The 26623-nt window shown below is 39.5% G+C and carries 26 protein-coding genes and 1 tRNA gene; 11 read left to right on the top strand and 16 right to left on the bottom strand.

Translation table 11 applies throughout. The features are described from left to right. Window positions 1–39: 39 nt before the first annotated feature. Complete coding sequence (locus tag VB715_RS00755; protein WP_323299284.1) at window positions 40–993, top strand: RluA family pseudouridine synthase; 954 nt, start codon at window positions 40–42, stop codon at window positions 991–993. Between the two features lie 82 nt (window positions 994–1075). Here VB715_RS00755 and VB715_RS00750 read toward each other — a convergent pair whose 3' ends face one another. Continuing rightward, window positions 1076–2059, bottom strand: coding sequence for a glycosyltransferase (locus VB715_RS00750; protein ID WP_323299725.1), 984 nt, complete (start codon window positions 2057–2059; stop codon window positions 1076–1078). 275 nt (window positions 2060–2334) lie between these two features. Between VB715_RS00750 and VB715_RS00745 the strand changes: the two genes are divergently transcribed. Then, window positions 2335–2544 (top strand): glycogen debranching protein, encoded by a 210-nt coding sequence (locus VB715_RS00745; protein WP_323299283.1) that lies wholly within the window; start codon window positions 2335–2337, stop codon window positions 2542–2544. Between the two features lie 103 nt (window positions 2545–2647). Here VB715_RS00745 and VB715_RS00740 read toward each other — a convergent pair whose 3' ends face one another. Continuing rightward, a complete protein-coding gene (locus VB715_RS00740; protein ID WP_323299282.1) occupies window positions 2648–3079 on the bottom strand; it encodes a hypothetical protein in 432 nt (143 codons plus the stop codon). Between the two features lie 413 nt (window positions 3080–3492). Here VB715_RS00740 and VB715_RS00735 point away from each other — a divergent pair, with 413 nt between their 5' ends. Further along, entirely contained in the window at window positions 3493–4563 is a 1071-nt protein-coding gene (locus VB715_RS00735; protein ID WP_323299281.1) for a potassium channel protein, read from the top strand. A 195-nt stretch (window positions 4564–4758) separates the two neighbouring features. Here VB715_RS00735 and dnaK read toward each other — a convergent pair whose 3' ends face one another. Then, on the bottom strand, window positions 4759–6816 hold the full coding sequence (gene dnaK / locus VB715_RS00730; protein ID WP_323299280.1) for a molecular chaperone DnaK: 2058 nt from the start codon (window positions 6814–6816) through the stop codon (window positions 4759–4761). 141 nt (window positions 6817–6957) lie between these two features. Further along, window positions 6958–7677 (bottom strand): nucleotide exchange factor GrpE, encoded by a 720-nt coding sequence (gene grpE, locus VB715_RS00725; protein ID WP_323299279.1) that lies wholly within the window; start codon window positions 7675–7677, stop codon window positions 6958–6960. A gap of 220 nt (window positions 7678–7897) precedes the next feature. Here grpE and VB715_RS00720 point away from each other — a divergent pair, with 220 nt between their 5' ends. Beyond that, complete coding sequence (locus tag VB715_RS00720; protein ID WP_323299278.1) at window positions 7898–8500, top strand: NUDIX hydrolase; 603 nt, start codon at window positions 7898–7900, stop codon at window positions 8498–8500. On the opposite strand, the gene gor is transcribed toward VB715_RS00720, so the two are convergent. Beyond that, the gene (gene gor, locus VB715_RS00715) at window positions 8497–9849 is read right to left on the bottom strand and encodes a glutathione-disulfide reductase (protein WP_323299277.1); all 1353 of its coding nucleotides are present in this window, start codon (window positions 9847–9849) and stop codon (window positions 8497–8499) included. The genes VB715_RS00720 and gor overlap by 4 nt on opposite strands. 154 nt (window positions 9850–10003) lie before the next feature. Here gor and dacB point away from each other — a divergent pair, with 154 nt between their 5' ends. Next, a complete protein-coding gene (gene dacB / locus VB715_RS00710) occupies window positions 10004–11509 on the top strand; it encodes a D-alanyl-D-alanine carboxypeptidase/D-alanyl-D-alanine-endopeptidase (RefSeq protein WP_323299276.1) in 1506 nt (501 codons plus the stop codon). A 5-nt stretch (window positions 11510–11514) separates the two neighbouring features. Here dacB and VB715_RS00705 read toward each other — a convergent pair whose 3' ends face one another. Next, window positions 11515–12105 carry a hypothetical protein gene (locus tag VB715_RS00705; RefSeq protein WP_323299275.1) on the bottom strand — a complete coding sequence of 197 codons (591 nt, stop codon included), beginning with the start codon at window positions 12103–12105 and terminating at the stop codon, window positions 11515–11517. Window positions 12106–12669: 564 nt separating this feature from the next. Here VB715_RS00705 and VB715_RS00700 point away from each other — a divergent pair. The 4 genes from VB715_RS00700 (at window position 12670) to VB715_RS00685 (ending at window position 15223) form a co-directional block, all read left to right on the top strand. Beyond that, the gene (locus VB715_RS00700; protein WP_323299274.1) at window positions 12670–13233 is read left to right on the top strand and encodes a protoglobin domain-containing protein; all 564 of its coding nucleotides are present in this window, start codon (window positions 12670–12672) and stop codon (window positions 13231–13233) included. Between the two features lie 68 nt (window positions 13234–13301). Continuing rightward, complete coding sequence (locus tag VB715_RS00695; RefSeq protein ID WP_323299273.1) at window positions 13302–13673, top strand: roadblock/LC7 domain-containing protein; 372 nt, start codon at window positions 13302–13304, stop codon at window positions 13671–13673. Window positions 13674–13784: 111 nt separating this feature from the next. Further along, window positions 13785–14324 carry a GTP-binding protein gene (locus tag VB715_RS00690; RefSeq protein ID WP_323299272.1) on the top strand — a complete coding sequence of 180 codons (540 nt, stop codon included), beginning with the start codon at window positions 13785–13787 and terminating at the stop codon, window positions 14322–14324. A 59-nt stretch (window positions 14325–14383) separates the two neighbouring features. Then, entirely contained in the window at window positions 14384–15223 is an 840-nt protein-coding gene (locus VB715_RS00685) for a DUF4388 domain-containing protein (protein WP_323299271.1), read from the top strand. 91 nt (window positions 15224–15314) lie between these two features. Here VB715_RS00685 and VB715_RS00680 read toward each other — a convergent pair whose 3' ends face one another. The 4 genes from VB715_RS00680 to purM all read right to left on the bottom strand — a co-directional run bounded on the left by VB715_RS00680 (window position 15315) and on the right by purM (window position 22575). After that, a complete protein-coding gene (locus VB715_RS00680; RefSeq protein ID WP_323299270.1) occupies window positions 15315–19154 on the bottom strand; it encodes a cadherin-like domain-containing protein in 3840 nt (1279 codons plus the stop codon). Between the two features lie 300 nt (window positions 19155–19454). Continuing rightward, the gene (locus VB715_RS00675; RefSeq protein ID WP_323299269.1) at window positions 19455–20798 is read right to left on the bottom strand and encodes a sensor histidine kinase; all 1344 of its coding nucleotides are present in this window, start codon (window positions 20796–20798) and stop codon (window positions 19455–19457) included. Next, on the bottom strand, window positions 20795–21460 hold the full coding sequence (locus tag VB715_RS00670; RefSeq protein WP_323299268.1) for a response regulator transcription factor: 666 nt from the start codon (window positions 21458–21460) through the stop codon (window positions 20795–20797). Before VB715_RS00670 ends, VB715_RS00675 begins: the two co-directional genes overlap by 4 nt. A 68-nt stretch (window positions 21461–21528) precedes the next feature. Further along, window positions 21529–22575: a phosphoribosylformylglycinamidine cyclo-ligase gene (gene purM, locus VB715_RS00665; RefSeq protein ID WP_323299267.1), complete on the bottom strand. Its 1047-nt coding sequence runs from the start codon at window positions 22573–22575 to the stop codon at window positions 21529–21531. A gap of 103 nt (window positions 22576–22678) precedes the next feature. Between purM and VB715_RS00660 the strand changes: the two genes are divergently transcribed. Continuing rightward, complete coding sequence (locus tag VB715_RS00660) at window positions 22679–23665, top strand: glycosyltransferase family 2 protein (protein ID WP_323299724.1); 987 nt, start codon at window positions 22679–22681, stop codon at window positions 23663–23665. 39 nt (window positions 23666–23704) lie between these two features. Here the strand turns inward: VB715_RS00660 and VB715_RS00655 are convergent, their stop codons facing one another. Together VB715_RS00655 and lipA are read right to left on the bottom strand one after the other, a co-directional pair. Then, the gene (locus tag VB715_RS00655) at window positions 23705–23881 is read right to left on the bottom strand and encodes a hypothetical protein (protein WP_323299266.1); all 177 of its coding nucleotides are present in this window, start codon (window positions 23879–23881) and stop codon (window positions 23705–23707) included. Between the two features lie 110 nt (window positions 23882–23991). Continuing rightward, window positions 23992–24864, bottom strand: a complete 873-nt coding sequence (lipA, locus tag VB715_RS00650) for a lipoyl synthase (protein ID WP_323299265.1) — start codon at window positions 24862–24864, stop codon at window positions 23992–23994. Between the two features lie 83 nt (window positions 24865–24947). Here lipA and VB715_RS00645 point away from each other — a divergent pair. Then, a tRNA-Pro gene (locus VB715_RS00645) sits at window positions 24948–25021 on the top strand. Window positions 25022–25197: 176 nt separating this feature from the next. Here the strand turns inward: VB715_RS00645 and VB715_RS00640 are convergent. From VB715_RS00640 to VB715_RS00625, 4 genes are all read right to left on the bottom strand, one after another. Beyond that, complete coding sequence (locus tag VB715_RS00640) at window positions 25198–25347, bottom strand: hypothetical protein (protein ID WP_323299264.1); 150 nt, start codon at window positions 25345–25347, stop codon at window positions 25198–25200. Between the two features lie 114 nt (window positions 25348–25461). Continuing rightward, window positions 25462–25665, bottom strand: a complete 204-nt coding sequence (locus VB715_RS00635; RefSeq protein WP_323299263.1) for a DUF6887 family protein — start codon at window positions 25663–25665, stop codon at window positions 25462–25464. Further along, a complete protein-coding gene (locus VB715_RS00630; protein ID WP_323299262.1) occupies window positions 25646–25837 on the bottom strand; it encodes a DUF6888 family protein in 192 nt (63 codons plus the stop codon). The genes VB715_RS00635 and VB715_RS00630 overlap by 20 nt, the downstream gene beginning before the upstream one ends. 261 nt (window positions 25838–26098) lie before the next feature. After that, the gene (locus VB715_RS00625) at window positions 26099–26536 is read right to left on the bottom strand and encodes a hypothetical protein (RefSeq protein WP_323299261.1); all 438 of its coding nucleotides are present in this window, start codon (window positions 26534–26536) and stop codon (window positions 26099–26101) included. Window positions 26537–26623 lie beyond the last annotated feature (87 nt).

The following is a 26623-nucleotide window of genomic DNA, read 5'->3' as shown; positions in this document are numbered from 1 at the left end:
TTGTAGGCAGATTTTGTCTGCATATATTTTTCAGTTATCATGACTATTAAATTAATTGTAGAAGATCCAGGCGATCGCTTAGATCTTTGGTTATCACAACATCTTTGTGATCTCTCTCGTTCCCATCTTCAAAAACTGATTGAACAGGGAAATATAACCCTAAATAATGAAGTTTGTACTAACAAGAAAATCAAGGTAAGATTAGGAGATATACTACAAATTTTTATTCCTTCTCCCCAACCTTTAGCATTGGAACCAGAAGCAATTCCCTTAGATATTTTATATGAAGATGATGAACTAATTATTATTAATAAACCTGCGGGGTTAGTGGTACATCCTGCCCCTGGTCATGAGACAGGAACCCTCGTTCATGCCCTATTATATCATTGTTCTAATTTAGCAGGAATTGGAGGGGTAAAACGGCCTGGAATTGTTCACCGTTTAGACAAAGATACCACGGGGGCAATCGTCGTAGCAAAAACAGATTTTTCTCATCAACATTTACAATCACAAATTAAGCAGAAAACGGCACTAAGAGAGTATTTAGGAGTAGTTTATGGTGTGCCAATTAATAAGCAGGAAGATGGGCAAAAAATCGACAACGGAATCATTAATTTACCTATTGGCCGTCATCCCGTAGATCGGAAAAAAATGGCAGTTGTTCCCATAGAAAAAGGAGGAAGAGAAGCAGTTACCCATTGGAAAACTTTAGAAAGATTAGGGAATTATACATTAATAGAGTTTCGCTTAGAAACCGGAAGAACTCATCAAATAAGGGTACATAGTAGTCATATTGGTCATCCCATTGTTGGTGATCCTTTGTATAGTTCTAATCATTCTATTGGGGTTAATTTATCAGGACAAGCATTGCACGCTTATAAACTTAGTTTAGTCCATCCTGTGACGGAGGAAAAGATTGAAGCGATCGCCCCATTACCCGGTGAATTTAATAAACTTTTAGCAAGTTTGCGACACAAAATTAAGTCTACTTAAATCAGGATAATTAATCATTTAGATGTTTATTTAATAGGCGATCAACGTTGAAAAATCGAGAATATTTACTTTCCTATTCTTCCTATTTAATTATTTTTCTCCATGCTTTTCCTAACAATAATTGAAGTATTTTAAAGGGAGTTAAAGCCTTAATATCCCCTAAATGTTGAGATTTATGGTCAAAAAAGAAATTAATATCATCTAGAATTATTTCTAATCGTTTGATAATATTATCACCGCGATATTCATCTAAAACCTGGGGTGACAAGGTTAATTTTTCTGATGAATGTACTGCTTTTAAAATACGTTGTACATCATATTCTGTTGAATAACCCGCAATTTTATGGCAATTAAATCCAGGATCTAAATAATCGGAAAGTCCCCCATTAATACTCGAAAAAACTTGACAACCACAGGCTAAAGCTTCCATCGGTTGCAGTCCAAACCCTTCACTAACTCGCTGTTGCGCCCAATATTCTGCTGAGTCGTAAAGATAGACTTTAGACTGATTAAAAATCTTGGCTAAATCTTCCACAAAAGAATCAATTACCACAACATTACAGTGTTTTTGTAAACGAGGAATTAACTGTTTTAATAAATATTCAGAGGATTTTCTGGCTTGAATTAAAACATCAATATCTCGCTGTAAATTTAAGTTGGTAAACTCATCAGAAATTTGATTCGGTAAATAATAAATTAAAGTATTAGGAGATTTTTGTCCCCAATAACCCATCGTATTTCTACTAACAGTTATAATCGGGACACTAGAAGGTAAATTAAATCCATAACCCGCACTATGAGCGTGATAAATCACATTGTAATGCTTTAACTTAGCCGCCAATTTAGGAACATCAAAACCCCAACTAATCACAAAAATAACATCATCTAAATCCTGTGTTTTAAGAACATCGTCTAAAAAAAGATTGTCGGTTTCTCGTTGACGATAGGTAACAATAGCTGAGGAACAAACTTGTTGAGCTAAATTAAACGCTTTTAATTCAGCAAAAAGTCCTCCACAAGCAAATTTTTTTCCTGTTCCTGGTACTAAAAAATAAAGTTTTCTCATCGAATTAATTGTTCCTTTACTAAAGGCTTCTTGGTAAACCATAGCTGGTTTGACTCCACCGAACCAACGATGTAAAACTATTAAAAAATATAGGCTCAAACTCTTAAGAGTTAAGCTATACAGACAAAACCCGCCTACGCGGGTTTAATTTAGTCTCCCTTGGGAGACTTGGTTTCTATAATATCAGGCTTCAGTCTATATGTAGATGTTGATTTAGCTTTTTTTCAAGGTGTGAGTCCATGTTATCATAATTTAAAAACAGAAAATAAACAATTATGATAATTTGGGTAAATGAACAAATCGATCCCTGTGGAATTGTCTATTCTTGTCTTGCTTGCTATGATGAAAAAGCGGCAAAAGACTGTCATCAAACTTGGTTAAATAACCTGACAGAAGACCAAAAAAAAGAAGGTTGGATAGCTTGTTTAAGAACAGTAGAATCATGGGATGATGTACCAGTCAATGCACTTAAATTGAGTGTTTAGAATGGTTTATGGTTATCAATAAATGATCTTCAAAAGCCCCAGATATTAGCAAGATACCTGGGGCTTTTTAGTAAGTATTGATAAGATTAATCTAACAATCTAACTAATCAAGATATCCCATTAATAAAGCAGGATCATCAATGTCATTAGAAGCAACAGGACGGTTGCCCATTACAGTATAGGTTTCACTAACGTGTAAATGACTCGCCATAATGGGACGTTGCCCAGAAATGGTCAAGGTTCCGGCGACTTCCATATTGCTAGCAACCACAGGACGATTCCCACCGACGGCTTTATAGGTACTCACGATGTCGAGGTGACTCGCTTCAATAGGACGGTTTCCAGGAAGATGACCAGGTTCCATAATTAATTGGATACCTTGGACAGTTTGGCTCGTCTTTTCCTTGACGGATAAGGCACTGGTTTGTTGTTTTTCTTGGCTACGGGTACTGCGGGTCGCCGTTTTGCTGGTGGTGGTTGCTTTTTCAGTCTCTTGGGTTTGAGTACCGTTGGCTTCAAGCTTTTCCGCTGTCATGTTATTTATCTCCTGAATGTTATTATCATAGCTTAGGGGATGAAGGACACTAGGAACGTCTGTGATCTGCGACATAGCATACTTGCTGTGTTAATAATAAACCCCCAGACTCCTTTAGCCTAGTCTTAGGGACAAAAATCTTGAAAAATAGAATGGCACTGTGTTTGTTAAGTTGTTTAGGTATTTACCGCTAATATAGGTCTGATAAATTATTCTAATAATACCACGTCTTAATCTTAAGCAAGTTAGTCTTAAAATTGCCAGTTTAGCCTCTGTCTACAAAATCATTTGACCTGATTTTTTCGAGGGCAAAACATCAAAATTTTTGCTTTATTTATAAGAACATATAATATTGAGGAAAACCATCAATAAATTTTCTAAAAATCTTGCCATGAAAATTATTTAACTTCACTATGACCTTATATTCTTTTGAAGAAAAATACCGACGTTTACGACAAGAATTATTCGGTGGGGCGATCGCCCTAGGGGGTGTTTTTTGCCTGGGAACCTTATGGTATTGGTTGATCGAAAAATGGTCAATCATCGAAGCCGCTTATATGACCACGATCACCCTCTCAACGGTAGGATTTTTGGAAGTTCATCCCCTGGATGATAAATCTCGATTGTTCACCATTGCTTTAATTTTAATGGGAGTGATTACCATTGGTTATATTGTTAATCGATTAACCGAAGCCTTAATTCAAGGTTATTTTCAAGAAGGAATTCGACAACGACAGGAGAGACGCTTGATAGACACCTTAGAAAACCATTGTATCGTTTGCGGGTTTGGACGTACGGCCCGTCAAGTGGCCGTTGAATTCACAGCCGAAGAAGTCCCCTTTGTTATTATAGATTCCCGTCCTGAGCAAGTCGAAGAAGCTGGACAATTAGGTTATATCGTCATACAAGGAGATGCTACCCGTGATGAATGTTTGATCAATGCCAGAATCGATCAAGCCGTTTGTTTAGTCTCTGCCTTAACTTCCGATGCGGAAAACCTCTACACGGTTTTATCGGCCAAAACTTTAAACCCCAAAATTCGGGCGATCGCCCGTGCGAGTACGGAGGAAGCCGTCTTAAAATTACAAAGAGCGGGGGCTGATGCGGTTGTCTCTCCCTATATTACTGGGGGCAGACGGTTGGCGGCGGCGGCGTTGCGGCCACAAGTGATGGACTTTGTGGATGGAATTTTAACAGGAACCGATCGCACCTTCTACATGGAAGAATTTCTGCTTGATCCCAAGTCTTGTCCTTGTGTGGGGCAAAGCTTGAGTGAAGCAAGACTGAGACTTCAATCAGGGTCCTTAGTTTTAGCCATTCGTCGGTCTGATGGGACTTTAATTGGGGGCCCCACGGGAGAGACAGAATTAATGGCCGGGGACTTATTAATTTGTATGGGAACCCCTGAACAGCTAAGGCAACTTAACCAGATTTTAGGGCCAATTCGCTCTTCTTCAACTGCCCGTCCACCGAGACAAAAGTAAGGGGTGAGGGTTTAAAGGCAACAGGGAACAGGGAACAGGGAACAGGCAATAGTCAAAAAATTGATGTGTACCTCATGAGTCTAGGAAACGCTATAGTTATAGCACTACCCATTAAGGTGTTTGACATTCCTACCTCCTGAAATGCAGTGACAGCTTACTGTTGCTTGTTCCCTAGCACGTAGTGCTATACCTTCTTTAATCAACGGCTTCATAATCATTAGCAATAGTTTCATCCTCATCAAAACTAAAGGTCACCTCTAAATCTTCTGAGTCCATATCATCAAGATCATTAAGATCAGGGAGGGAGTCAAGATCAATAGAAGCAGTGGTTTGATAGGGCATAGTCGTACCAAAGGATGACTGGGTTTGGGGTTGGGGCGTAATTTGAGTGGTCAAAGGTTCCCCCATGGTATTAAATGTCTCTTGGAACCCTTTATTGGGACTTGCTTGCTGATAGACTTCCGTACCAATAGCCAGAATAATTTGCCGAAACTCATCAACATAGGCTTTTATTTTTTCTAGACTCATGCCAGAATTCTTTAAAGCGGCCTCTAGTTGTTCTTTCTTTTGTTTACTCTGGAATTTCAACTCATCACGGATCAATTCAGCATTTTCATTCAGAGTCGTTTCATAGGTATGGAATAAACTATCCGCCTGATTTCGGACTTCAATCATCTGCATCCGACGACGATCTTGTTCAGCAAATTGTTGAGCTTCTTGCTGCATTCGCTCAATTTCGCCAGATTTCAACCCTCCTGTATGACTAATAATAATCGTCTGTTCTTTACCCGTCCCTTGATCTTGGGCCGCCACTTTTAAAATCCCGTTGACATCAATATCAAAACTTACTTCAATTTGGGGGACTCCTCTGGGGGCGGGGGGAATGCCTGCCAGAAGACACTTCCCCAAACTACGATTATCCTTAGCCATGGCCCGTTCCCCTTGGAGAACATGAATTTCCACTGAGGTTTGACCATCGGTTGCGGTAGAGAAAACTTGAGACTTACTGGTAGGAATAGTGGTATTGCGTTCAATAATTTTCGTAAAGACTTCCCCTAGGGTTTCAATGCCCAAAGAGAGAGGTGTGACATCCAATAACAGTACATCCTTGACCTCACCCCCTAAAACTCCCCCTTGAATGGCGGCCCCCAAAGCAACGGCCTCATCAGGATTAATCGAACGGTCCATTTGACTATTGGGGAATACCTGTTGAATCACACGATGAATTGCGGGCATTCTTGTGGAACCCCCAACTAAAATCACCCTTTCTAGTTCTTGCGCGTTGAGTTCACAATCATGTAGGGCTTGATTAAGCGGTTCTAAGGTAGCGTGAGATAAGTGTTTGGTTAATTCTTCAAACTGAGATCGACTCAGTTCAGTTTCCAGGTGTTTCGGGCCAGTTTCATCGGCGGTAATAAACGGGAGATTGATCGAGGTATTCAACATACTCGATAATTCAATTTTGGCTTTTTCCGCGGCCTCTCGTAGCCGTTGTAGAGCCATTTTATCGCCACTGAGGTCGATATTTTCCTTCGTCTTAAAGTTTTCTGCCATCCAGCGAACAATAACATTATCAAAATCATCTCCCCCTAAATGGTTATTACCGGCCGTTGCTTTAACTTCAAAAACCCCATTACCCAGTTGTAAGATCGATACGTCGAAGGTTCCCCCACCTAAATCAAACACCAAAATATATTGTTCTTCATCTTGTTTATCTAAACCATAGGCCAAGGCCGCGGCCGTCGGTTCATTAACGATCCGCAAGACATCTAAACCCGCAATGGTTCCCGCATCCTTCGTCGCTTGTCGCTGAGCATCAGTAAAATAGGCAGGAACGGTAATGATCGCTTCTGTGACGGGTTCTCCCAAATAATTTTCCGCATCGGTTTTCAGCTTTTGCAGTATCATTGCTGAAATTTCTTGGGTCGTAAAGTGACTCCCCCGAATGTCTACGCTCACCATATCATCGCGCCCCTTGACACATTGATAGGGAACCCGCGATCGCTCTTCTTGGGTTTCTTCCCAGCGTCGCCCAATAAATCGCTTAATGCTGTAAATGGTATTTTCAGCATTGGTGACAGCTTGCCGCTTGGCCAACTGACCGACGAGACGTTGATTTCCTTTGCCAAATCCCACAATACTAGGGGTAGTACGTCCCCCCTCTGAGTTAGGGATGACTATGGGTTTTCCGCCTTCCAAGACGGACACACAACTATTGGTCGTCCCTAGGTCGATGCCAATGACTTTTCCCATAGCATTCTCACAGTGATGATATCTCTTAATAAAAAAAGTTCGGAGAAGTGATCCAGGCCTTTCAGTAATTCTGGCAAAGGCTTCTCCTAGTATTTATCTTACCCATTAATCTCCGTCATGGTTTAGGCGCAATTGCCTAAATTAATCCCCTGATTCTGGTTCAGTAAGACTTGGGGAAGTTTCTTCTTCTTCAACCGGTTTCGGAGCAGCAACTTTCACCATAGCATGGCGCAACACCTGTTCTCCTAGCAGATAACCTCGCACCAATTCTTCGATAATGGTTCCTTCTGGGTACTCATTGGTGTATTCCCGTAACATAGCCTCATGATAGAGGGGATCAAAAAGTTGACCTTCGGGACGCATCGGGCCAACCCCTAACCGTTTGAGACTATCGACAAGATTTTTGTAAACGCTTTGATAACTTTTGTGAATGGTTGCTTCTCCATCGTTGGCCGGGGTAATTTGGTTACGGGCCCGTTCAAAGTTATCGACAACGGATAAGAGTTCCCCAATGGTTTTACATTTGACTTGGGTTTCTAATTCTTGCTTTTCTTTGGCGGTGCGTTTGCGGTAATTATCAAATTCGGCGGTTAACCGAATATGACTGCTTTTAAGTACCTCAAATTGTTCGGCCTGTTCTTTGAGTTTTTGCTGAAGGGCCTCAATTTGTTCGGTTAGGGCGACAATTACTTGCTCCGGTTTAGTTTCTTCTTGAGTCCCTTCTGCCGTGACTGTTTCCACTTCTACCTCAAGGGCTGTCTCCGTTGGGGTTTCAGCTTCCTCTCTGGACTCTGTCCCCTTCACTGACTCTTCTAGGGGGGTTTCTATGGGGGTTTCTAGTTGTTGTTGCTCGTCCGTCATAGTGAGTTTCTCTATACTTTTCAGCGATCTTCGTGATTGGATAATCTCTTGTGCTGATGCTTTAGGTTATGGTTTAGCTGATGTTGGAATCACATAATACTCCGTATTTAATGATAAACCCCTAATGCCACTAGATGGAAGTCAGGCCTCGGAAGTTTAGAATAGTGACTATCTTTTGATCTCCATTATGATCGAAGACAAACTCAACCTGCATTGACCGATGAATAATCAGCCCCATTGGCACGTCCTAGAACGTTTTATCGAAATTAATACGCCTTGGCTAACTTTAATCGGTGAAAAATTGCAAGATGAACGGCAACAAGTGTTAGATTATTGGCGAGTCGAAAAGGCTGATTCCGTCGTCATTGTTACGATTCAAAATGCCCAGTTTCTCTTACCCACTCCCTCCTATCGTCCTGGTGTTAAACAGGCAACTCTTGATTTTCCTGGGGGAAGAGTCCCTTCTTCTTCTACTCCCACTGCTGCTGTACCAGAAATTCTCTACCGAGAACTGGGAATACTTAACTCAGATATTATCGACTTAACGCCCCTTAATCAAACGGGTTGGGCCATTAATAGTTCTTTTTCTAATCAAAAACTTTATGGTTTTGTTGCAGAAATTTCGCCCCATACCGTTATTAATGGCGATCGCTTGACAGGGACTTATCCAACCACCTCAGAAGGGGTCACTCAGCTATTGAAGGCTCTAACTTGCCTTCAATGTCGCGCTTTGTTATGGGAATGGTTCGGCCATCGCCTTTCTAAGAATCGGGGGGTTTATCTCACCACGAGAAAAAACCCGCCCCCGGAGCCGAATTTCTAACGCATGGTTACGAATTCTTCGGCAGAACTAGGATGAATGCCAACGGTAGCATCAAAATCGGCTTTTTTCGCCCCCATTTTCACGGCGATCGCCACTCCTTGAATAATTTCTGCGGCATGATCTCCTACCATGTGGGCCCCTAAAACCTGATCGCTTTCTTGATGTACCACCAGTTTCATTAAGGTTTTTTCTTGCTTATCTGGTAACACATAGTACATGGGACGGAATTTACTGCGATACACTTTGATGGCATTTTCCCCATATTGTTCTTTAGCTTCTGCTTCTGTCAAGCCAACGGTGGCCGCTTCGGGGTAACTAAACACGGCGGAAGGAACGTTTTCATGACTCATTAAACGGGGTTTTCCGCCAAATTCGGTATCGGCAAAGGCCCGCCCTTCATTGATGGCCACAGGGGTCAAATTAATGCGATCGGTACAGTCTCCCACGGCATAAATATTCGGTTGACTGGTGCAGCTATATTTGTCAACGGCGATCGCTCCATTTTTGACTTCAACCCCCGCCTTTTCTAAGCCCAAATTCTCTATATTAGGTTTTCTTCCGGTTGCGGCTAAACCAATGGTATCTGCTAACACCATCTCCGTATTTTGTTCCCCTTGTAAGGCAATTTTTAAGCCTTGAGATGTTTGTTCAATGGATGTAATTTCACAGTTTTTGAGAATATGAATACCATGTTGTTCCATTGATTCTTGGATGGTGGCTTGCAGATCTTCATCAAATCCTCTTAAAATTTTATCGCGGCGGATCACTTGAATCACATCTGAACCTAACCCGTGCATAATGCAGGCAAATTCTACTCCAATATATCCCCCTCCCCAAATTACAATCCGTTTTGGTTGTTCGGGAAGGGTAAACATTTGATCGGAAATAATTGTATGTTCGATCCCTGGAATATTTGGTCTTACGGGATGACCCCCAACAGCAATTAAAATTTTGTCAGCCGTAATTTGTTTCTCGCCTACTACAATGGTATGGGGATCAAGTAACTTTCCATAGTCCCGATAAAGTTCTACTTTGGAATTATCTAACATTCGCTGATAAATTCCATTAAGACGTTCTACTTCTTGATTAACAGATGTTACCATTTTATCCCAATCTAAGGTACTTTTGACTGGACTCCAACCGTAACCTTGAGCCTCTTGAAAAAGAGAAGGAAAATGAGAAGTATAGACCATTAATTTTTTGGGAATACAGCCTTTGTTAACACAAGTTCCCCCTAAGCGATCAACTTCTGCTAATCCTACTTTAGCCCCATATTCTGCGGCGCGTCTGGCGGTAGCAATTCCCCCTGAACCCCCACCAATCACAAATAGGTCATAATCATAAGTCATAGTAGATAATTCTCCTGTAGTTTAGTCAATTTATTGAACTTGTTGGCTGTCTCTCGTTTTGTATTTTATCTCTTATGGGGACACTTGTTAATGATAAAATGATTTTTGCTGATTAAGCGGTTAATTTCTCTTACAACTTAAATGTAATTTACTCATGAATTCTTTGTTTTTTCAGTTAATTTTTTTTCGACAATTTTGCTCTTTATGGAGTCTTTTATTGATCTTATTAACGGCTCAGTTTTCTCAAATCTCTCTGGCTTTTGAAAACAATAATTCAGCCTCAAAATTAATTCCTCAAAAGTCCTCTGAAAAATTTTGTAAAGCTCATTTAAAAACAAGAATTGATCAGCTTATTGAAGAGGAAATCGTCAAGCGATCGCCTTGGGGAATTCTTGTCAAAACTTTAGACAATAATGAAACATTATATGAGATAAATTCGCAAAAGTTTTTTATTCCTGCTTCTAATATAAAGCTTTTCACCACTGCAGCAGCTTTAGTGAAGTTTGGCCCTGACTTTCAGATTAACACACCAATTTATGCCCAAGGAACTGCCCCTAATTTAAGGGTTTTAAAATTAGTTGGAAACGGTGATCCGACTTTACAAACGGAACAATTAAAGCAGTTAGCAACTACCTTAAAAAAGCAAGGAATTAGGCGAATTGAGCAATTAATTGTGGAAGATAATCAGCGCAATATTACCCCCATTAATTTAACTTGGGAATGGGAAGATATTCAATTCTATTATGCCACAGCAGTTAACCGTTTAATCCTGAATGAAAATACAGTTACTTTAACTTTAACACCTCAAGAAATTGATGAACCTTTACAATTAGAATGGTCAGATTTAATTGCGGGACAACAATGGCAAATAAATAATCAAACTTTAACCGCTTCTCAAAACACCCCTTATTCGATTACAATTCAGAGAAATTTTGCTCAACCCTTATTAACAATTACAGGAAAATTAGCAATTAATTCTCAACCCGATACCTTCGGTTTAGCGGTTGTTGATCCGGCAGATTATTTTTTAGATTCTCTACAAAATGCCTTAGAAACAGAAGAAATTATCATCACTAAATCATCAATAATCACTCAAACTGATACAGAGGAAAAATCAAGGAAATTAACAACAATTAAATCTCCATCATTAGCCACTATCATCACAAAAGCCAATGAAAATAGTAACAATTTGTATGCAGAAAGTTTACTCAATCTTTTTGCCTCTAATACCTCAGAAATAACCCCGATAGAAAACCTCCAAGAAACCTTAAAAACCCTAGGATTAGAGCCGGAGCTTTATCAACTCAAAGACGGATCGGGATTATCTCGTCATAACTTAGCAACTCCAGAAGCATTTGTCACCCTTTTATCCTTGATACTTAAAACATCAGAAGGGGATATCTACCGTAATTCTTTACCTGTGGCCGGAAAAAGCGGAACCCTAAAGAAGCGTTTTCAAGATACCATAATTGAGGGGAGAATGGCAGCAAAAACAGGAACCCTTTCCGGTATTTCAGCTTTATCAGGTTATCTTGATCCCCCAAACTATTCCCCCCTAGTATTTAGTATTTTGGTCAATCAATCAAACCTATCACCCTCGCAATTACGAGAAGTGATCGATCAGATTGTTTTAACATTAGGGGAGCTTAAACGCTGTTAATTTTCCTATTTCATCGCTCCCAATAAAGCAGAAAGGGCATGATTTTCATGGGGATTAATTTCTTGATCTAACCAAGCAATTTTAACCGCAATAGGAAAAGCACTTGCTGCGACATCTGGATCGATTTTTTCCAATAAATCCTGAGATTGAGGGACTTTCATGGCAGATTTTATTCCCTCTAAAATCAAGGGATCAAGATTCATTGGGGTTAATTGAGTTTCTACATCTTGCCAAGTGATTTGCTGCTTAGGATCACTAATTTGAATTAAATAAGCTAAGAGACGGGCAATTTGTACTTGCTGTGACCCATTCATCTTATAATAGGCTTCCTGAGAAGACACCTCAAGATGATGGGGCGATCGCAAATTCTCTAAAATACGCTGCCAATCTTCAGTATCGCAGGAATCTGGTTTACCTACGGTCAAAGAAACCTTGATGCGATCGCAGTCGGGGGCTAATTGAGTCACTTTTGCACTAACCCCAATATAACCCAACCAACGGGCAATGGTATCAACCAGGGTTGTCTGAGTGGTATGGGAGTTGGCCAACAAGCGAACTTGTGTTTGAACAAGGGGGCGCACAATTTGTGAGAGCATAGCACTTAGGATAAGGTTATGTATCTTCACCTATTGTAGAACCGATTTCTGAGGAACACTGACCCTTTTTATACTTTTATCCCTTCAATAAGTAGTCTGGCACAATTCTCGTAGGGGCGAACAGCCGTTCGCCCCTACGGCAAGCAAGAACAAATTGTAAACATAAATCTGTTCGTAAATTTTTATCAACAAACAATCTTTATATTTTTTGTCTCAATTACCTTAATTAATTAAGTCTCAAAAACCCGAAAACCATGATTAATAAAGGATTTTAATTGTTAAGTCCAATTCTAAAACTTCAAGATTATTCATTAATAAAGGTAACAATTTGAGAATATAAACTTTTTTGAGTCTGTCTTGAAACAAACTGTTTATATTAGTTTATAAAAGATAAGTAATGCCTCGGTTATGTTTTTTGGACTAATTTTGCCATAATTAAATCATGTTGAAAAACACCTCAATTCCTAACCTCAATCCCTAACTAAACGAAAGTCAATTACTAAGACAATCTGTTGGTAAACAGAGGTAATAAATGCTTAACAATATTAGCAGGAGATCACCGATATGTCCTTAAATCCACAAGAATTCATGGCAAAGATGGAAGCCAGAATGGTTTTCAGTAATGAAGATAAAGCTATACTGAAAGCAGGAGAAGACTGGGGCAAAAAAGTCGCGGAAGAAATGGCCGATCACTTCTATAATTATCTCGGACGTGATCCAGAAATGAATGCCATTATTAATGCAAAAGAAGGGCGTATACATCGCTTACGGGAAACCTTTGTTCAGTGGTTTCTAGAAATGTTTACAGGTATTGATGAATGGGGTAATTCTTATGCAGATCGTCGCTGGCGAATTGGTCTAGTTCATGTGCAAATTGGCATCGGGCCACAGCACGTTGTTCCTGCGATGGCTACCGTTGTGCGAGCCGTAGGTGACAAGCTACAAGCAGAAGGAAAAAATGATGATTTAAGAAATGCTTTAGGCAAAATTTGTATGATTGATTTAGCCTTTATTGAGCAAGCTTATGTTGAAGTTTCTTCCAGTGCTGTTCTCAAAGAAACAGGTTGGACGGAGGGCTTATTCCGTCGCTTAATTTCTACGGGTGCAGGGCAACACGCCACAGCATAAAAAAGTAATTTTCTTTCTCCCTTCTGTCTTTAATTACTCATTAATTCAATCTAAAAAGGACAAAAATTATGGCCATTAATGTTGATAAACTTAACCACATTCTACAAAACTTTGTTTCTGCGACAAATGATGTTCAAGGAGCAGCTTTAGTTACCCCTGATGGTTTATCTCTCGCTTCAACCTTACCTGTAAATATGGATGAAGAACGGGTATCTGCTATGTCTGCAGCGATGCTTTCTTTAGGAGAAAGAATTGGTGGAGAATTATCAAGAGGTAGTATTGACCGAATTTATGTTGAAGGCAATGATGGTTATGGAGTCTTAAGTAGCTGTGGTTCTGATGCTGTATTTTTGGTCTTAGCCAGTAAAGCCGTTAAACAAGGCATCCTGTTTCTAGAAATTAAGACTGCTCTCAGTGAACTAAAATTAGTGATGACTTAAATAAACATTGAATGAACAGTCATCAGGGACAATCATTAAGCCTTTTACTGATGACTGCTTTCTCTTCCTAATTAACCCATTTTTTTAGAATAACGGGGAGATAAAAAACTGATGGAAGTTATGCGTTTGGTGGTAACTGGCCCTGTAGGGGCGGGCAAGTCAACATTTATTCGCTCTGTGAGTGAAATAACACCAGTTGATACGGATCGAATTGCCACTGATGAAACCCAATTAATCAAGCAAAAAACAACCGTTGCTTTTGATTTTGGGCGTTTACAATTTAGTCCTCAAATGGCCTTACATCTTTATGGAACACCAGGACAATCGCGCTTTGATTTTATGTGGGATATTTTAATCTGTAAAGCCCATGCCTATATGATTTTAGTCGCGGCTCATCGTCCCAGTGAATTTCGTTATGCCAGACGGATTATTAACTTTATGAATCAACGGGCAAAAATCCCCATGATTATTGGCTTAACTCATACAGATTGTCCTGGGGCTTGGTTTCCTGAAAATGTTGCCATTGCATTAGGATATCCTGATAAAAATGACTGTCCTATTATAATTAATGTTAATGCCAATGAACAGAGTTCTGTGGCTCAAGCAGTTATGGTTTTAGTGAAAGAATTAATGCAGAAATGTCTGGTTTAAGAGTTATCCCGCAGAATCTTAATATTATTCACAGATAGCAGATTAAAAGAGAAGTCACCATGGCAATTACTGGATATTTATCAGAATTTTCTCTCCCAGAAATTTTTCAATTTTTAGAACAGGGACAAAAAACCGGAAGATTGACGTTACGCCCCTTATCTTCCAATACTTCCCAGAAAACCTACTATATTTGGTTACGTCAAGGGCGAATTATTGCAGCGAGTAACCGTTTAGATAATCAAGGGTTATTATCCTTAATTGTGCAACGGGGTTGGATGAATGCTCAAGCAGCGACTAAACTAACAGAAAGTCATCTACAAGGAAACCCATTAGGATTATTTTTAAAGTCCCACAATTTAATCCAAGCAGAGCAACTAAAACTCTTATTTTATGTCCAGGTAATGCAGCAAATTTGTGCTTTATTTGCTCTTGCTGATGCTCAATTTGAATTTGATTCTCATGGTATTTTACCCATGATAGAAACCACTGGCTTAAGTAGTCCAGGAGCCGAGGTAAGTTTGGCTGGTTTACGGGCCTTAAAAGATTGGTCGGCCTTAAGGGATAAATTACCTGATTCTTCCTCTTCTTTAACCAGTATCGTTAAAAATAAACCCCATTTACATCTTAATCAATTAGAATGGCAAGTCTGGGAATTTACCGATGATCATTATTCCTTGAAAGCTGTTGCTGAACAATTACGATTACCTATCGAAAAAGTACAACAGATTGCCTTTCGTTTAATGGTGGTTAATTTAGTAGAAGAATTGCCAATGGTTACGGCTAATTTTGCTTCTGAGTCTGATGTTATGGAGAATGAAAGCCTGGGAACCAATGCTAATGGTTTAAGTCAAGAATTCCTGCAAAATTTAATGGGATTTTTGCAAGTAAAAGCCTCATAAAACTATAAGCAATTGCCGAATTTTTCCGACAGAGAACATGAGGGGCTTAGCTCAGTATCTAACCCCTCAGTCTAAGTTAACAACGGGCAAGTTAAACTACCAAAATGTCTGACGCTGTTAATGCCGAGGAGGTTGGCAAGATGGCAACCAAAACCGAGTGACCAGCGGCACTGCCATTACTATCGTAGTAAAGCTGACCGCTAGACTGATTATAGATCAAGCGTTGGTTAGTAGTTGTAGCCATGCCCGTGCTATTGGATAAGAATCGGGGATCATCGATGTGGAATTGACCAGAAGCACCAAGATTGATACGGCTGAAAACTAATTTATCAGTACCGGAGACAAAATCAGTAATAGTGTCAACATTAAACAAAGTATTGGGGGTAGTATTAAACCAGAAAATATCCGCTCCATCGTCACCTGTCAGGATATCCTTACCTGCGCCACCGACTAACAGATCATCACCGTCGCCACCAAGTAAGATATCCGCTCCATCGCCGCCATTTAAGACATCATTACCGATATCACCAAGAAGGGTGTCATTACCTGCTTTACCGTCAAGATAGTCATTACCGCTTTTACCATCAAGAACGTTACTTCCTTCATTACCAATCAACTTGTTATCCCATTGATTGCCAGTACCATTGATATTAGCTTTGCCCTCTAACTTTAAATTGAGTTGAGTATCCGATAATGTGGTTGATACCTTTGATTCAACTTTCTCTTGATTCAAGACGAAAATATTGACGGTTGCAGTATTTGATTGATTTTGCCCATCAGTTGCTTTGTAAGTAAAGCTATCTACACCAGTAAAATGATCCAATGGAGAGTAGGTCAATGTGCCATTCGCGTTGAGGGCAATTTTCCCGCCATTGACACTGGTTGAATCGAAAGCAGAAATAGCCAACCCATCGTTATTTAGATCAGTGTCGTTAGCCAGTACGTTCACTGTTACCCGTTTTTCCTGCAATGTGGCTATTGTGTCATCATTAGCTACTGGAGGGGAACCCAAAACATCGGCAAGCACTTGAAAGCTTTGGTCAGCAGCAACACTGCCGCCGTTACCGTCGATGACGCTGTAGCTTAAGTTAACGGGCCCGTTGTAATTTGTATTCGGGGCAAATGTCCAAGTACCGTCTTGATTGTCAACTAATCCACCGTTGTTGGCAGTTAATCCAGAAATTGACAAGATATCGCCATCAACATCACTAAAACCTTGTAGCAGATCACTGTTGTTAATGGTGTAAGCGGTGTCTTCAGTGCCAGAAACCAAGATCGCAGTGCCTGTGCCGATGGGAGCATCATTTACCGCCTCTAGACTGAAACTTTGGTCAGCCGCAACATTGCCGCCGTTACCGTCGATGACGCTGTAGCTTAAGTTAACGGGTCCGTTGTCGTTTGTATTAGGGGTAAATGTCCAAGTACCGTCTTGGTTGTCAATTAATCCACCGTTGTTGGCAGTTAATCCAGAAATTGATAAGATATCGCCATCAACATCACTAAAACCCTCTAGTAGCTTATTTGCACTAATAATATAGTTTGTGTCTTCAGTGCCATTAGCTAGAGTTGCTATGGCTGAACCTGTGGGATCATTATTGACCGGAGTTACTGTATTCGGTGCGATAACAAACAGTTGGCTGGCAGATGCGCTGCCACCTTGCCCATCAATGACCGTATAGGTGAGTTCTACCGGGCCATTGTAATTGGCATCTGGGGTGAATGTCCAAGTACCATCCGCATTATCGGTAAAGCTACCGGAAACGGCAGCAGAAAGATCCGTTACTGATAAAACGCCACCGTCTGAGTCACTGAAACCGAGCAGTAAATCGGCACCGTTAAGGGTATAAGCCAAACCTTCCGTGCCTTCAGCTAAGACGGCTGTTGCGGTTCCAATCGGTGCCTGGTTAACGTGGATGCTAAGATCGGAGATCGACTTTGAATTGATGCCATCCTGGATGCTGAGCAAATCCTGCCATTCTGTCTCGATGACACTGACATCGCCACCGTCAGCAATAGCATCGGACATACTCTTATTACGGTCGAAAATTTCTTTGAGGGGTTGGGGATAATTTTCTTTGGTTAAACCTGTAATATCAAGCCCAAGAATACCCGCTAGGTCATTGGCGTTGGCAAGATCTAGTACCTTATTATTGGTGGCCGCATTAACAATAGCCGAAGTCAGATTTACGCCAGTATCATCATCAGAAAGTGATGTCAAAATCGCAACTTGCACGGCAACTTTTTCGACTTGAAGGGCGGTTGGGTCGCTTGGATTTACCTGTAAAGCTGCGTAAGCATCATAAGTTTGAAGGTTTATAGTGTCTGGAATAGCTAATACATTCTTAACACTCAACGCGGCAAGGTTAGGGGATAAACCTAAATCAATGGCATCTTGAATTAAGGTTGTTAATGGATTGATCGTGCTAGTACCCAAAGGTGCTTTAAGCTGCATCAATGTGACAACCAAATCACCATTATTCGTTTCCAGTATTTCTTTGGATGCACTAACAGGAGTTTCGAGTATAGACCCATTATCGGTGTAACTGGCCACAACTTGAACCATCATGCCGACATCAGCCGCAGTAACTGTGTAAGTATTACTGTCATTGCTTACAGTGTTCCAGCTTGCACCATTATCGGCTGAAATTTGCCACTCATAGCCGATAGCACCCGAAACCCCATCAGGATCGCTCACCGTCGCAGTTAGGACGCTTCCTGCTGAACCAATGCCACTGATAATGACTGATCCAGGGGTATTTGTAGGCGGTTGGTTAGGATTGGTAACTGAACTCAGACCATCTGGCGTTAATGCAAATAGTCCATTGCTAAACTTCACGAGTTCCACACCTAGCAAAGTGTCCTTGCCTTCGGATGCTGTGCCTGTTTTATTGTCAGAGATGGTATAACTACCATCCGCGTTAAATGTAAGGCTATAATCACTGCTATTTCCAGCATAGACGGCAGTATCTGAGAGGCCATCACCACCATCTAAAACATCGTCACCTGCATCGCCTTTGATTTCATCATTGCCACTACCGCCATAAATGGTGTCGTTACCCGCACCCGCTACGATAATGTCATCGCCTGAACCAGCGTAACAGATGTCATCACCCGCTTTTAAGTCAAAATACTCATCTTTCGATGTTCCAGTCAGGTTGTCGCTGTTGTCAGTGCCGGAACTAGGGGGCGTTATCACCACACCTGAGCCGGGAATATTACCTGCTGATAAATTAGAAATAAATATACCACTATCGTAAATATGGTCGCCTGTATCAGCAATGCCGATTTTAATATGGTTGTTTGCACCACCTACATTAATTGGCGCAACGATTTTTAATACATGGCTAACACCATCATATTCAATTGGTAAAACGTTGTTGGCATTATCTTGGAAATAACCAGCGGCCAAATTTGAACTGACAACACTTAAAGGATGGTTAGGATCGTGGTTAAATAGTGCATAGTTGACACCATTAACTATGACAACGGCTGAATCAACAAAAGCATCAACCCATTCGGGATATTCATCAGAACCAAACACAATATCAAAGCTGATTGATGTGGCATTCGGATCAGCGACGCTAAAATCAAATGATAAGCTTGTGGCATCAAAAGATTGGGTTTGGAAGACCGTATTTACTACTGCATTGATGTCCGCATCACCATTGTTAAAGCCACTACTAGCACTGTTATCAGTACCAAACCAGCCGACGGTGTTTGTCGTGCCAGGCATAGTCCCGGAAGTAAGCAATAATCCTGCACCAATGCCTAATGGGGAAAGGGAACCATCATAAAAATTGACTGCTTCTTGTGCCGATGCGTCTAAAACTATTGAACTATTATTGATCGTGATTCCTGAATTAGCAGCTAAAAGAGCTCCAGTAAGTGTAGATGTGTCAGAGCTAGTGAAAGTTGAAAAAGGGCTTGTCATAACAGTATTCGCTTTTCTGGTTAGGGAAGATTAGAGTCAACCCCTGCGGGAAATTCAAAATTATTCTTTTAAATCCCCATGCAAGGCCTGCACCCTTTGCCCGTTGCCTTTAATACCAATTCTTCAAAATCCGACTACAGATGTGTCTGGTGTAGGGGTCAACGGCCGTTGACCCCTACAGTACAAAGATGTGTAGCTTACATTTAGGAAATTGGTATAACCCCGTCAGGTGAGTGATTCTAATCTCTGTTTCTAGACCAACCTAGCAAGCGTAGTTAAATTGAAACTTAAAAAGGTCAACTATGTCCAATTTTTTTGGGCTAAGGGTAAAATCACCGTGACCAGAAAGCCACCTAATTGCGGACTGCGGCTAAAATCCAATGAACCGCCATAGAATTCAACAATATCATGAACAATTGTTAAGCCTAAGCCATGTCCCTTAATTAATTCATCTAATCGTAATCCACGTTGGGGAAGTAATGATATATCAGCCTCCTTGCATCCCGGACCATCATCCGCGATCGCAACGACTAAATTATCTGTAAAACTGATTTCAACTAATATACGTTGTTGGGCCCACTTAAAGGCATTGTCTAGCAAATTACCGATCAGTTCGAGTAAATCTTCTCTGTCAAAATTAACTAACTCATTAGGTGATTTGAGTTCAATTTGTAAATTTTTTTCTGCATAAATTTTTTTTAATAAATGTATTAGTGCCGTCAATTCTTGATGAGGATTAAATACGGTAATTGTTTGCTGACCACCAGAAATACGGGCGCGTTTCAGTTCACGTTCAATATAACGATGAATAGCTGATGTCTGTGTTAGCAGTTGTTCTTGTAATTCAGGATGCTCGATAAAAATGGGGTTTTCTGCAATTCTAAATAACATTGCAAGTGGTGTTTTTAAGGCATGGGCCAGATTTCCGATAGCTGTGCGTGATTGTTGCAAACGGCGAACCACTAACAATAACAGACGGTTAATTTCAATTACTAACGGCTTAATTTCTTTTGGTACTTTCTTCACCGTAATTTGTTGTTCTTTACCGTTAGTAACATCTATCAATTGTTTTTGGATAATCTTAAGTGGTTGTAAAGATTGTTTAACATTGATGGTTTGCAAAACAATTGATAACAACAGAATTATTAAACATAAACCCAAATAAGCAAGGCGAATATCAGAAATATCATGATGTATATTGGTTAAATCTTCAGCAATACTGATACTAACTTGATGTCCTAATCGATTAAAATTACGTCCCAGAACAAGCAATGGTTGATGTTTTGGTCCATCCTTAAGATGATAAAGATTTTTTTCTCCAGCATCTAAATGTTTAACCTTCAAAGGTATATTTTGTAAAGATTTTGAGTAATATAAATTCTTGTCAATGACTATTACATAATAGTGTCCTGAAAATGCTTGCTCGTAGACTGAACCGACATGAAAACTATTAAAAAGCAATTGATTTTTACTATTAGGGATCAGGGTGTCTATTAGAGAATCACCGTCATGAGTCAAGCGAGTAGTCATTTGTTTTTCTACAACAGCACTAATCACCAGATCAGAGGCTAACCATTGAAGAAACAACACAACACAGAGGATTAATATCAAACCACGATTTAATCGTTGTTGTAAAGACATCATATATTTTCACCGAATATATAACCTTGACCACGACGGTTAACAATTAAATCTTTACCCACAATATGCCGCAATCGGTTAATATAAACTTCTATAACATTACTTCCTGGATCACCATCATATTCATAAATATGTTCCATTAGCTGGTTTTTGCTTAAAACCTTGTTGGGATGGGTCATTAAATAACGTAACAAGCGAAATTCTAAAGCTGTTAATATAACCTGCTCTTGACCATTAATTAATACAGTTTGTTGCTCTTCATCAAGTTCAATACCAAACGCGCTAAGTTTTTCTTGGGGACGATGTTGAACCCGTTTAAGAATTGCCTGAATACGGGCTAAAAGTTCCTCAAAATGAAAAGGTTTGCCGAGATAATCATCAGCACCAGCTTTAAAACCATCGACTTTTTCATGCCAGGAATCTCGTGCCGTTAATATAATTACAGGTACATTGTTGTCTGCTTCACGCCAAAGTCTTAATACTTCTAAACCAGATATTTTTGGCAAACCCAGGTCTAGAATAACAACATCATAGCTTTCAGTCATGCCTAAAAATTCTCCTTGCTCTCCATCAAAAGCAACATCTACAGCATAACCTGCACGTTTCAATTCCGCTTTTATTGAGTTTGATAAATCCGGATCATCTTCAATTAAGAGTAACCGCATAAATTACTTGTTTCCCCTTGTGTCCCTTCGACAATTTTAGCCAATTGTTTTAAAGAATTAAAATGATGCTAAGGTTGTGTCAAGTCGTTTATACCTAATCCCAGTAACTCCCCTTTTCCTTCAATTACTTCCCCAATTTGACAAGCATAAATTTCTTTATTTTTAAACCAATTTAAGGTTAATTCTGCTTGAGTTGATGGAACAATTACGACAAATCCAATCCCCATATTAAAAGTCTCAAACATAGCAGATTTTTCTACTTTTCCCAGATCAGCTATCCAATTAAAAATAGGTAATATCTCCCAACTATTAGGATCAATTTGAATTGATTGTCCTTGATTTAAACAACGGGGTAAATTTTCCGGTAAACCGCCCCCCGTAATATGGGCCATCCCATGAATATTGATGTCAGATTTTAAAATTTCAAGGATAGGTTTAACATAGATTTGAGTAGGCGTTAATAACACTTCTCCTAAAGATTTTTCCCCTAAAATATCAAAGCGATCATCCCAATTTAAGCCATTAACTTCAACAATTTTACGAACTAAACTAAAGCCATTACTATGAACACCGCTACTGGCTAAACCAATAGCAACATCACCAATATTTACCTGAGAACCATTTAAAAGTTGATTCTTCTCAACAATTCCCACACAAAAACCAGCCACATCATATTCTCCCGCCCCATAAAAACCAGGCATTTCCGCCGTTTCTCCCCCTAATAATGCACAACCACTCAGGCGACATCCTTCAACAATTCCTGTTACCACATCGCTTAATTGTTGAGGGTTTAATTTACCTGTTGCTAAATAATCTAAAAAGAATAAAGGTTCAGCCCCAGAGGTTAAAATATCATTGACACACATGGCAACTAAATCAATGCCTATGGTTTGATGAGAATTTAACCCTTGGGCAATTTTTAGCTTTGTACCGACTCCATCCGTGCCAGACACCAAAACGGGGTTATGATACCCTGTAGGTAATTCAAAATAGCCTCCAAACCCTCCTATTCCCCCTAAAACCCCAGGACGATAGGTACTTTCAACCCCCCTGCGGATTTTTTCCACAAAAGACCGACCTGCTTCAATATTAACCCCTGCGTCTTGATAATCCATAAATACAGAAACCTTGATGACTTGCCCTCAGTCATAGTAACCGATATAGTCTTTTTATCTCATAAAAAAATATAAAAATCTCTCAAGAAAGTTACTCATTATGATGTCATTTAACCTAAACCAAGTTGAAATCTCTATTATTCTCCCTTGTTACAATGAAGAGGAAGGTATTGATCTACTGTTTGAGAGACTGCTAGGGGTTTTAGATACTCTTAACGTCACCTATGAAGTAGTTTGTGTGGATGATGGCAGTAAAGATCAGACATTACAGCGTTTAATTGATTATCATCATCGTTATCCGGCCATTAAAGTTGTTAGTTTATCTCGCAATTTTGGTAAAGATATTGCTTTAACAGCAGGGTTAGAAAATGCCCAAGGACAAGCGATGATTCCCCTTGATGCTGATTTACAAGATCCTCCTGAACTAATTGAACAAATGATCGCTAAATGGCGTGAGGGTTATGATGTAGTTTATGCGAAACGTCGTTCAAGACAAGGGGAAAGTTTTATTAAACAATTGACTGCTAATGCCTTTTATCGCATTATTAGTCGTATTAGTAGTGTTCCCATTCCTCGTGATACGGGGGATTTTCGTTTATTAGATAGACGGGTAGTGGACGCGCTAAAAAGAATGCCGGAAAGAACCCGTTTTATGAAGGGTTTGTTTGCTTGGGTTGGGTTTAAACAGACTTATATTACATTTGATCGACCAAACCGCCATCAAGGAACTACCAAATGGAATTACTGGAAATTGTGGAATTTTGCCTTAGATGGGATTACGTCTTTTAGTTTAATTCCTTTGAAAGTTTGGACATATCTGGGGGGAATTATTTCTTTATTAGCCTTTTTCTATGGTAGTTTTCTGATTATGCGTACCTTGATTTTAGGTATTGATGTACCTGGATATGCTTCATTAATGGTGACAATGTTATTTATTGGAGGAATACAATTAATTACGCTGGGTATTCTTGGGGAATATTTAGGCCGAATTTATGAAGAAGTTAAACAGCGTCCTCTTTATTTAATTCGAGAACGTTATGGGTTTAATATTGATCCAACACAGATGAAACAGGGGAATTATTCTTTATGATTGAAAAATAGTAGGGGTCAACGGCCGTTGACCCCTACATCAAAAACTACCATATTTTTCATGCCAATATTTTAATAAAGCAATCACTAATTCACTATTATACTGACTTGCACCATACCAATGAATATAAGCAGGAATTTCCCAATTAAATAACCAATATTCTAAATCTCTTAAATTTTTTATATTTCTTAAATTAATTAAATTCTCTAGTATCATATTTGTAGGGTGGGCAATGCCCACCTTAAGTAAGTATTTATTGTTATTTATCTTTGTTGGAAGAATTAATTAAATCTCCTAGTTCTAAAACTTTCTAGTGAACATTAAAACTATTTACGAGGATATTTTTTCATCAGTTTCTGTACTTGTTCTGCATGATAAGAACTGCGGGTTAAGGGGGAAGAAACCACCTGTAAAAAACCGATAGATTCCCCAAAGGTTTGCCAAGCTTCAAATTGAGCCGGGGTGACGAATTCTTGTACTGCTAAATGTTTAGAAGATGGTTGTAAATACTGCCCCAAAGTCAAAATATCACAATCAACTTGGCGTAAATCTTCCATTACTTGGCGCACTTCTTCATCCGTTTCTCCTAACCCCACCATGATGCCAGATTTCGTATAAACTTGAGAAGATAATTCCTTAGATCTTTGTAATAATAAAAGCGATCGCTGATAATCTCCTTGGGGACGTACCCGACGATATAAACGGGGAACGGTTTCCGTATTATGGTTTAACACTTCGGGATTTGCTTCTATAATGATGCGTAAAGCCTCCCAATTGCCACATAAATCAGGTATTAAGACCTCAATCGTAGTTTTTGGCGAAAGTTTGCGAATTTCTTCAATACAGCGCACAAATTGAGATGCACCCCCATCTGGCAAATCATCACGGTTAACCGAGGTAATGACCACATGATTTAGTTTAAGTCTGCGGACTGCTTCAGCGAGGTTTAGGGGTTCTTGGGGGTCTAAAGCTTGGGGTTTTTTCTCAAAATCAATGTCACAATAGGGACAAGCACGGGTACAAGCAGGCCCCATAATTAAAAAGGTGGCCGTTCCCGCATTGAAGCATTCCCCAATATTAGGACAGGATGCCTCCTCACAGACCGTATTTAAGCCTAAATCCCGTAATATCTCTTTAACACTGCCCACCCGTTCCCATTGTGGTGCCTTTACCCTTAACCATTCTGGTTTAACCGCCACGCCGTACATACTCCTGTGCTGGAATTATCTTTACTTAGTGTATCTCAAAGAGCGTGGTAATATAGATAAGGAGCGATCGCTTACGGGATGTAGCGCAGCTTGGTAGCGCACTTCGTTCGGGACGAAGGGGCCGCAGGTTCAAATCCTGTCATCCCGATTTGTACCTGTACAGTGACAGATTATTTGTCATCGGTGACAGATTAGGCAGTAAGAATAAATAAACTTTACAAATAAATCGATGTAGGGTATATTGGTACTATGAAAATCTTACCGGAAAAAGCTCAAAAAACAATTACAGAAATCAAACAAGAGTTTGATGAAATCTCAATTGCCTTAGGCAGCACTCGGAAAAACAGAACGTAATTCTTCAAAGTTTTGAAAATTGGCAGATTTGATGAGTTTAAACCAACGAGTTAAAGCATTTTTACTATCAGGATATTTCTCCCAGAATTGATGCAATGCTTTACGAGAAATGATGTGCATAAAAAAACAATAACTAATCTGAGAGAAGTAAGGTGGGCATTTTGTTTCATTTTTCTTCTTCCAACCTTGCTTATTTCCAAATAGAAGAAATTCAGAAATTAGTATTTTACTAAGTTAGTCATTGAGTTTTTTCTCAAGGAGTTCATTAAGTTTAGTTTCCTGTTCTAATAAAGACATATCTACCTCAAAATAGATAGCATTGGGACGACGACGGTTAGCGAATTCTTGCCAAGCTTCCTCATCGTCTCTATGAGTTAAAACATAACTTCTTAGTTCCTGAAGACTCATAGTTTTAAAATTAGGTTTTGGTGACATCATATCTCCAGTTTCCTCCTTCAAAAATAGTTATTTCAATTGTTCCTTGTTCTCCAGCTATAACAAATATCTCTTTTCTTTTACTATCATACCGAAGTAATTGAATCGGTCGGTAACAATTAGAGAGTATTTGACAGAGAATAATACATTTTGATGATTGTAAGGCTGTTGGCATTCTAGAGACTTCTTTAATTATAATTGTTGTGTTGGGTTTCGGAGTTGTCAACCCAACCTACAAGATCAGCGATCGCACTGATGGTATTTCCATAGACCAAAATAAACTAAAAAAATAAGGTGGGCAATGCTCACCCTACAAGATTAGCAATCGCAATAATTCTAGAAATAAGATAGCACGTTTGTTTTATAGCGATCGCTGTTATAAAATTTCCTCTTTAATTATAAATCATCCCGCAGGGATGCAACGCCAACTTCGTCGTTATCTCAGGATAATTGCGTTTGAAGATACCCATCCAGTTTTACCTTTTAATCTACCTTGCAAAATATCAATTTTGGTATAGTTCAACATAAAATTAGGCGTTATAGTTTCTCCAACTATTTTAATTTTAGTACCGGGCTCAACCAAACCCATTTGATTTTCTTGTTTCAAGCTATCTCTTATAGGATTAGCCAAATCTTCAATTTTTTTAAGGACTAGAATAGACTGGCTTTGAGTGATTGTTGCTACCTTGTCACGGTTGACAAAAGAACAGCTAACATTTTCTGGGACTACTGTTCCTTTGTCTATTAAAGTTTTGCAATTACCCGGATTGTTTTGTGCCAATACACTCAAAGAGAAAACATTAAATACAGTTCCTATGAGGATATAAGATAAAGATTTCATTGGATTCATTGTTTTTAAATTTTCAAATTTCATTGATTTTCTCCCGTACTAACTATCTGTTTGCAAAGGTAGAGAAAAGCCTAACCAGTATGAGGGTTAGGCTTACTCATCGAACCATAG

Source organism: Crocosphaera sp. UHCC 0190 (assembly GCF_034932065.1).
In the GTDB taxonomy this organism is placed as follows: Bacteria; Cyanobacteriota; Cyanobacteriia; order Cyanobacteriales; family Microcystaceae; genus UHCC-0190.
This window is presented reverse-complemented; position numbering and strand designations above follow the sequence as displayed.

Bases quoted from the DNA above. Each gene is read 5' to 3' on its own strand.
- VB715_RS00640 (WP_323299264.1), bottom strand. From the start codon at position 25,347: ATGCACATCATTTCTCGTAAAGCATTGCATCAATTCTGGGAGAAATAT.
- VB715_RS00655 (WP_323299266.1), bottom strand. From the start codon at position 23,881: ATGATACTAGAGAATTTAATTAATTTAAGAAATATAAAAAATTTAAGA.
- VB715_RS00680 (WP_323299270.1), bottom strand. From the start codon at position 19,154: ATGACAAGCCCTTTTTCAACTTTCACTAGCTCTGACACATCTACACTT.
- VB715_RS00685 (WP_323299271.1), top strand. From the start codon at position 14,384: ATGGCAATTACTGGATATTTATCAGAATTTTCTCTCCCAGAAATTTTT.
- VB715_RS00660 (WP_323299724.1), top strand. From the start codon at position 22,679: ATGTCATTTAACCTAAACCAAGTTGAAATCTCTATTATTCTCCCTTGT.
- VB715_RS00690 (WP_323299272.1), top strand. From the start codon at position 13,785: ATGGAAGTTATGCGTTTGGTGGTAACTGGCCCTGTAGGGGCGGGCAAG.
- VB715_RS00720 (WP_323299278.1), top strand. From the start codon at position 7,898: ATGAATAATCAGCCCCATTGGCACGTCCTAGAACGTTTTATCGAAATT.
- VB715_RS00670 (WP_323299268.1), bottom strand. From the start codon at position 21,460: ATGCGGTTACTCTTAATTGAAGATGATCCGGATTTATCAAACTCAATA.
- VB715_RS00675 (WP_323299269.1), bottom strand. From the start codon at position 20,798: ATGATGTCTTTACAACAACGATTAAATCGTGGTTTGATATTAATCCTC.
- VB715_RS00695 (WP_323299273.1), top strand. From the start codon at position 13,302: ATGGCCATTAATGTTGATAAACTTAACCACATTCTACAAAACTTTGTT.
- VB715_RS00750 (WP_323299725.1), bottom strand. From the start codon at position 2,059: ATGAGAAAACTTTATTTTTTAGTACCAGGAACAGGAAAAAAATTTGCT.
- gor (WP_323299277.1), bottom strand. From the start codon at position 9,849: ATGACTTATGATTATGACCTATTTGTGATTGGTGGGGGTTCAGGGGGA.
- VB715_RS00625 (WP_323299261.1), bottom strand. From the start codon at position 26,536: ATGAAATTTGAAAATTTAAAAACAATGAATCCAATGAAATCTTTATCT.
- grpE (WP_323299279.1), bottom strand. From the start codon at position 7,677: ATGACGGACGAGCAACAACAACTAGAAACCCCCATAGAAACCCCCCTA.
- dacB (WP_323299276.1), top strand. From the start codon at position 10,004: ATGAATTCTTTGTTTTTTCAGTTAATTTTTTTTCGACAATTTTGCTCT.
- VB715_RS00740 (WP_323299282.1), bottom strand. From the start codon at position 3,079: ATGACAGCGGAAAAGCTTGAAGCCAACGGTACTCAAACCCAAGAGACT.
- VB715_RS00755 (WP_323299284.1), top strand. From the start codon at position 40: ATGACTATTAAATTAATTGTAGAAGATCCAGGCGATCGCTTAGATCTT.
- VB715_RS00635 (WP_323299263.1), bottom strand. From the start codon at position 25,665: ATGATGTCACCAAAACCTAATTTTAAAACTATGAGTCTTCAGGAACTA.
- VB715_RS00700 (WP_323299274.1), top strand. From the start codon at position 12,670: ATGTCCTTAAATCCACAAGAATTCATGGCAAAGATGGAAGCCAGAATG.
- VB715_RS00735 (WP_323299281.1), top strand. From the start codon at position 3,493: ATGACCTTATATTCTTTTGAAGAAAAATACCGACGTTTACGACAAGAA.
- VB715_RS00630 (WP_323299262.1), bottom strand. From the start codon at position 25,837: ATGCCAACAGCCTTACAATCATCAAAATGTATTATTCTCTGTCAAATA.
- VB715_RS00745 (WP_323299283.1), top strand. From the start codon at position 2,335: ATGATAATTTGGGTAAATGAACAAATCGATCCCTGTGGAATTGTCTAT.
- VB715_RS00705 (WP_323299275.1), bottom strand. From the start codon at position 12,105: ATGCTCTCACAAATTGTGCGCCCCCTTGTTCAAACACAAGTTCGCTTG.
- purM (WP_323299267.1), bottom strand. From the start codon at position 22,575: ATGGATTATCAAGACGCAGGGGTTAATATTGAAGCAGGTCGGTCTTTT.
- dnaK (WP_323299280.1), bottom strand. From the start codon at position 6,816: ATGGGAAAAGTCATTGGCATCGACCTAGGGACGACCAATAGTTGTGTG.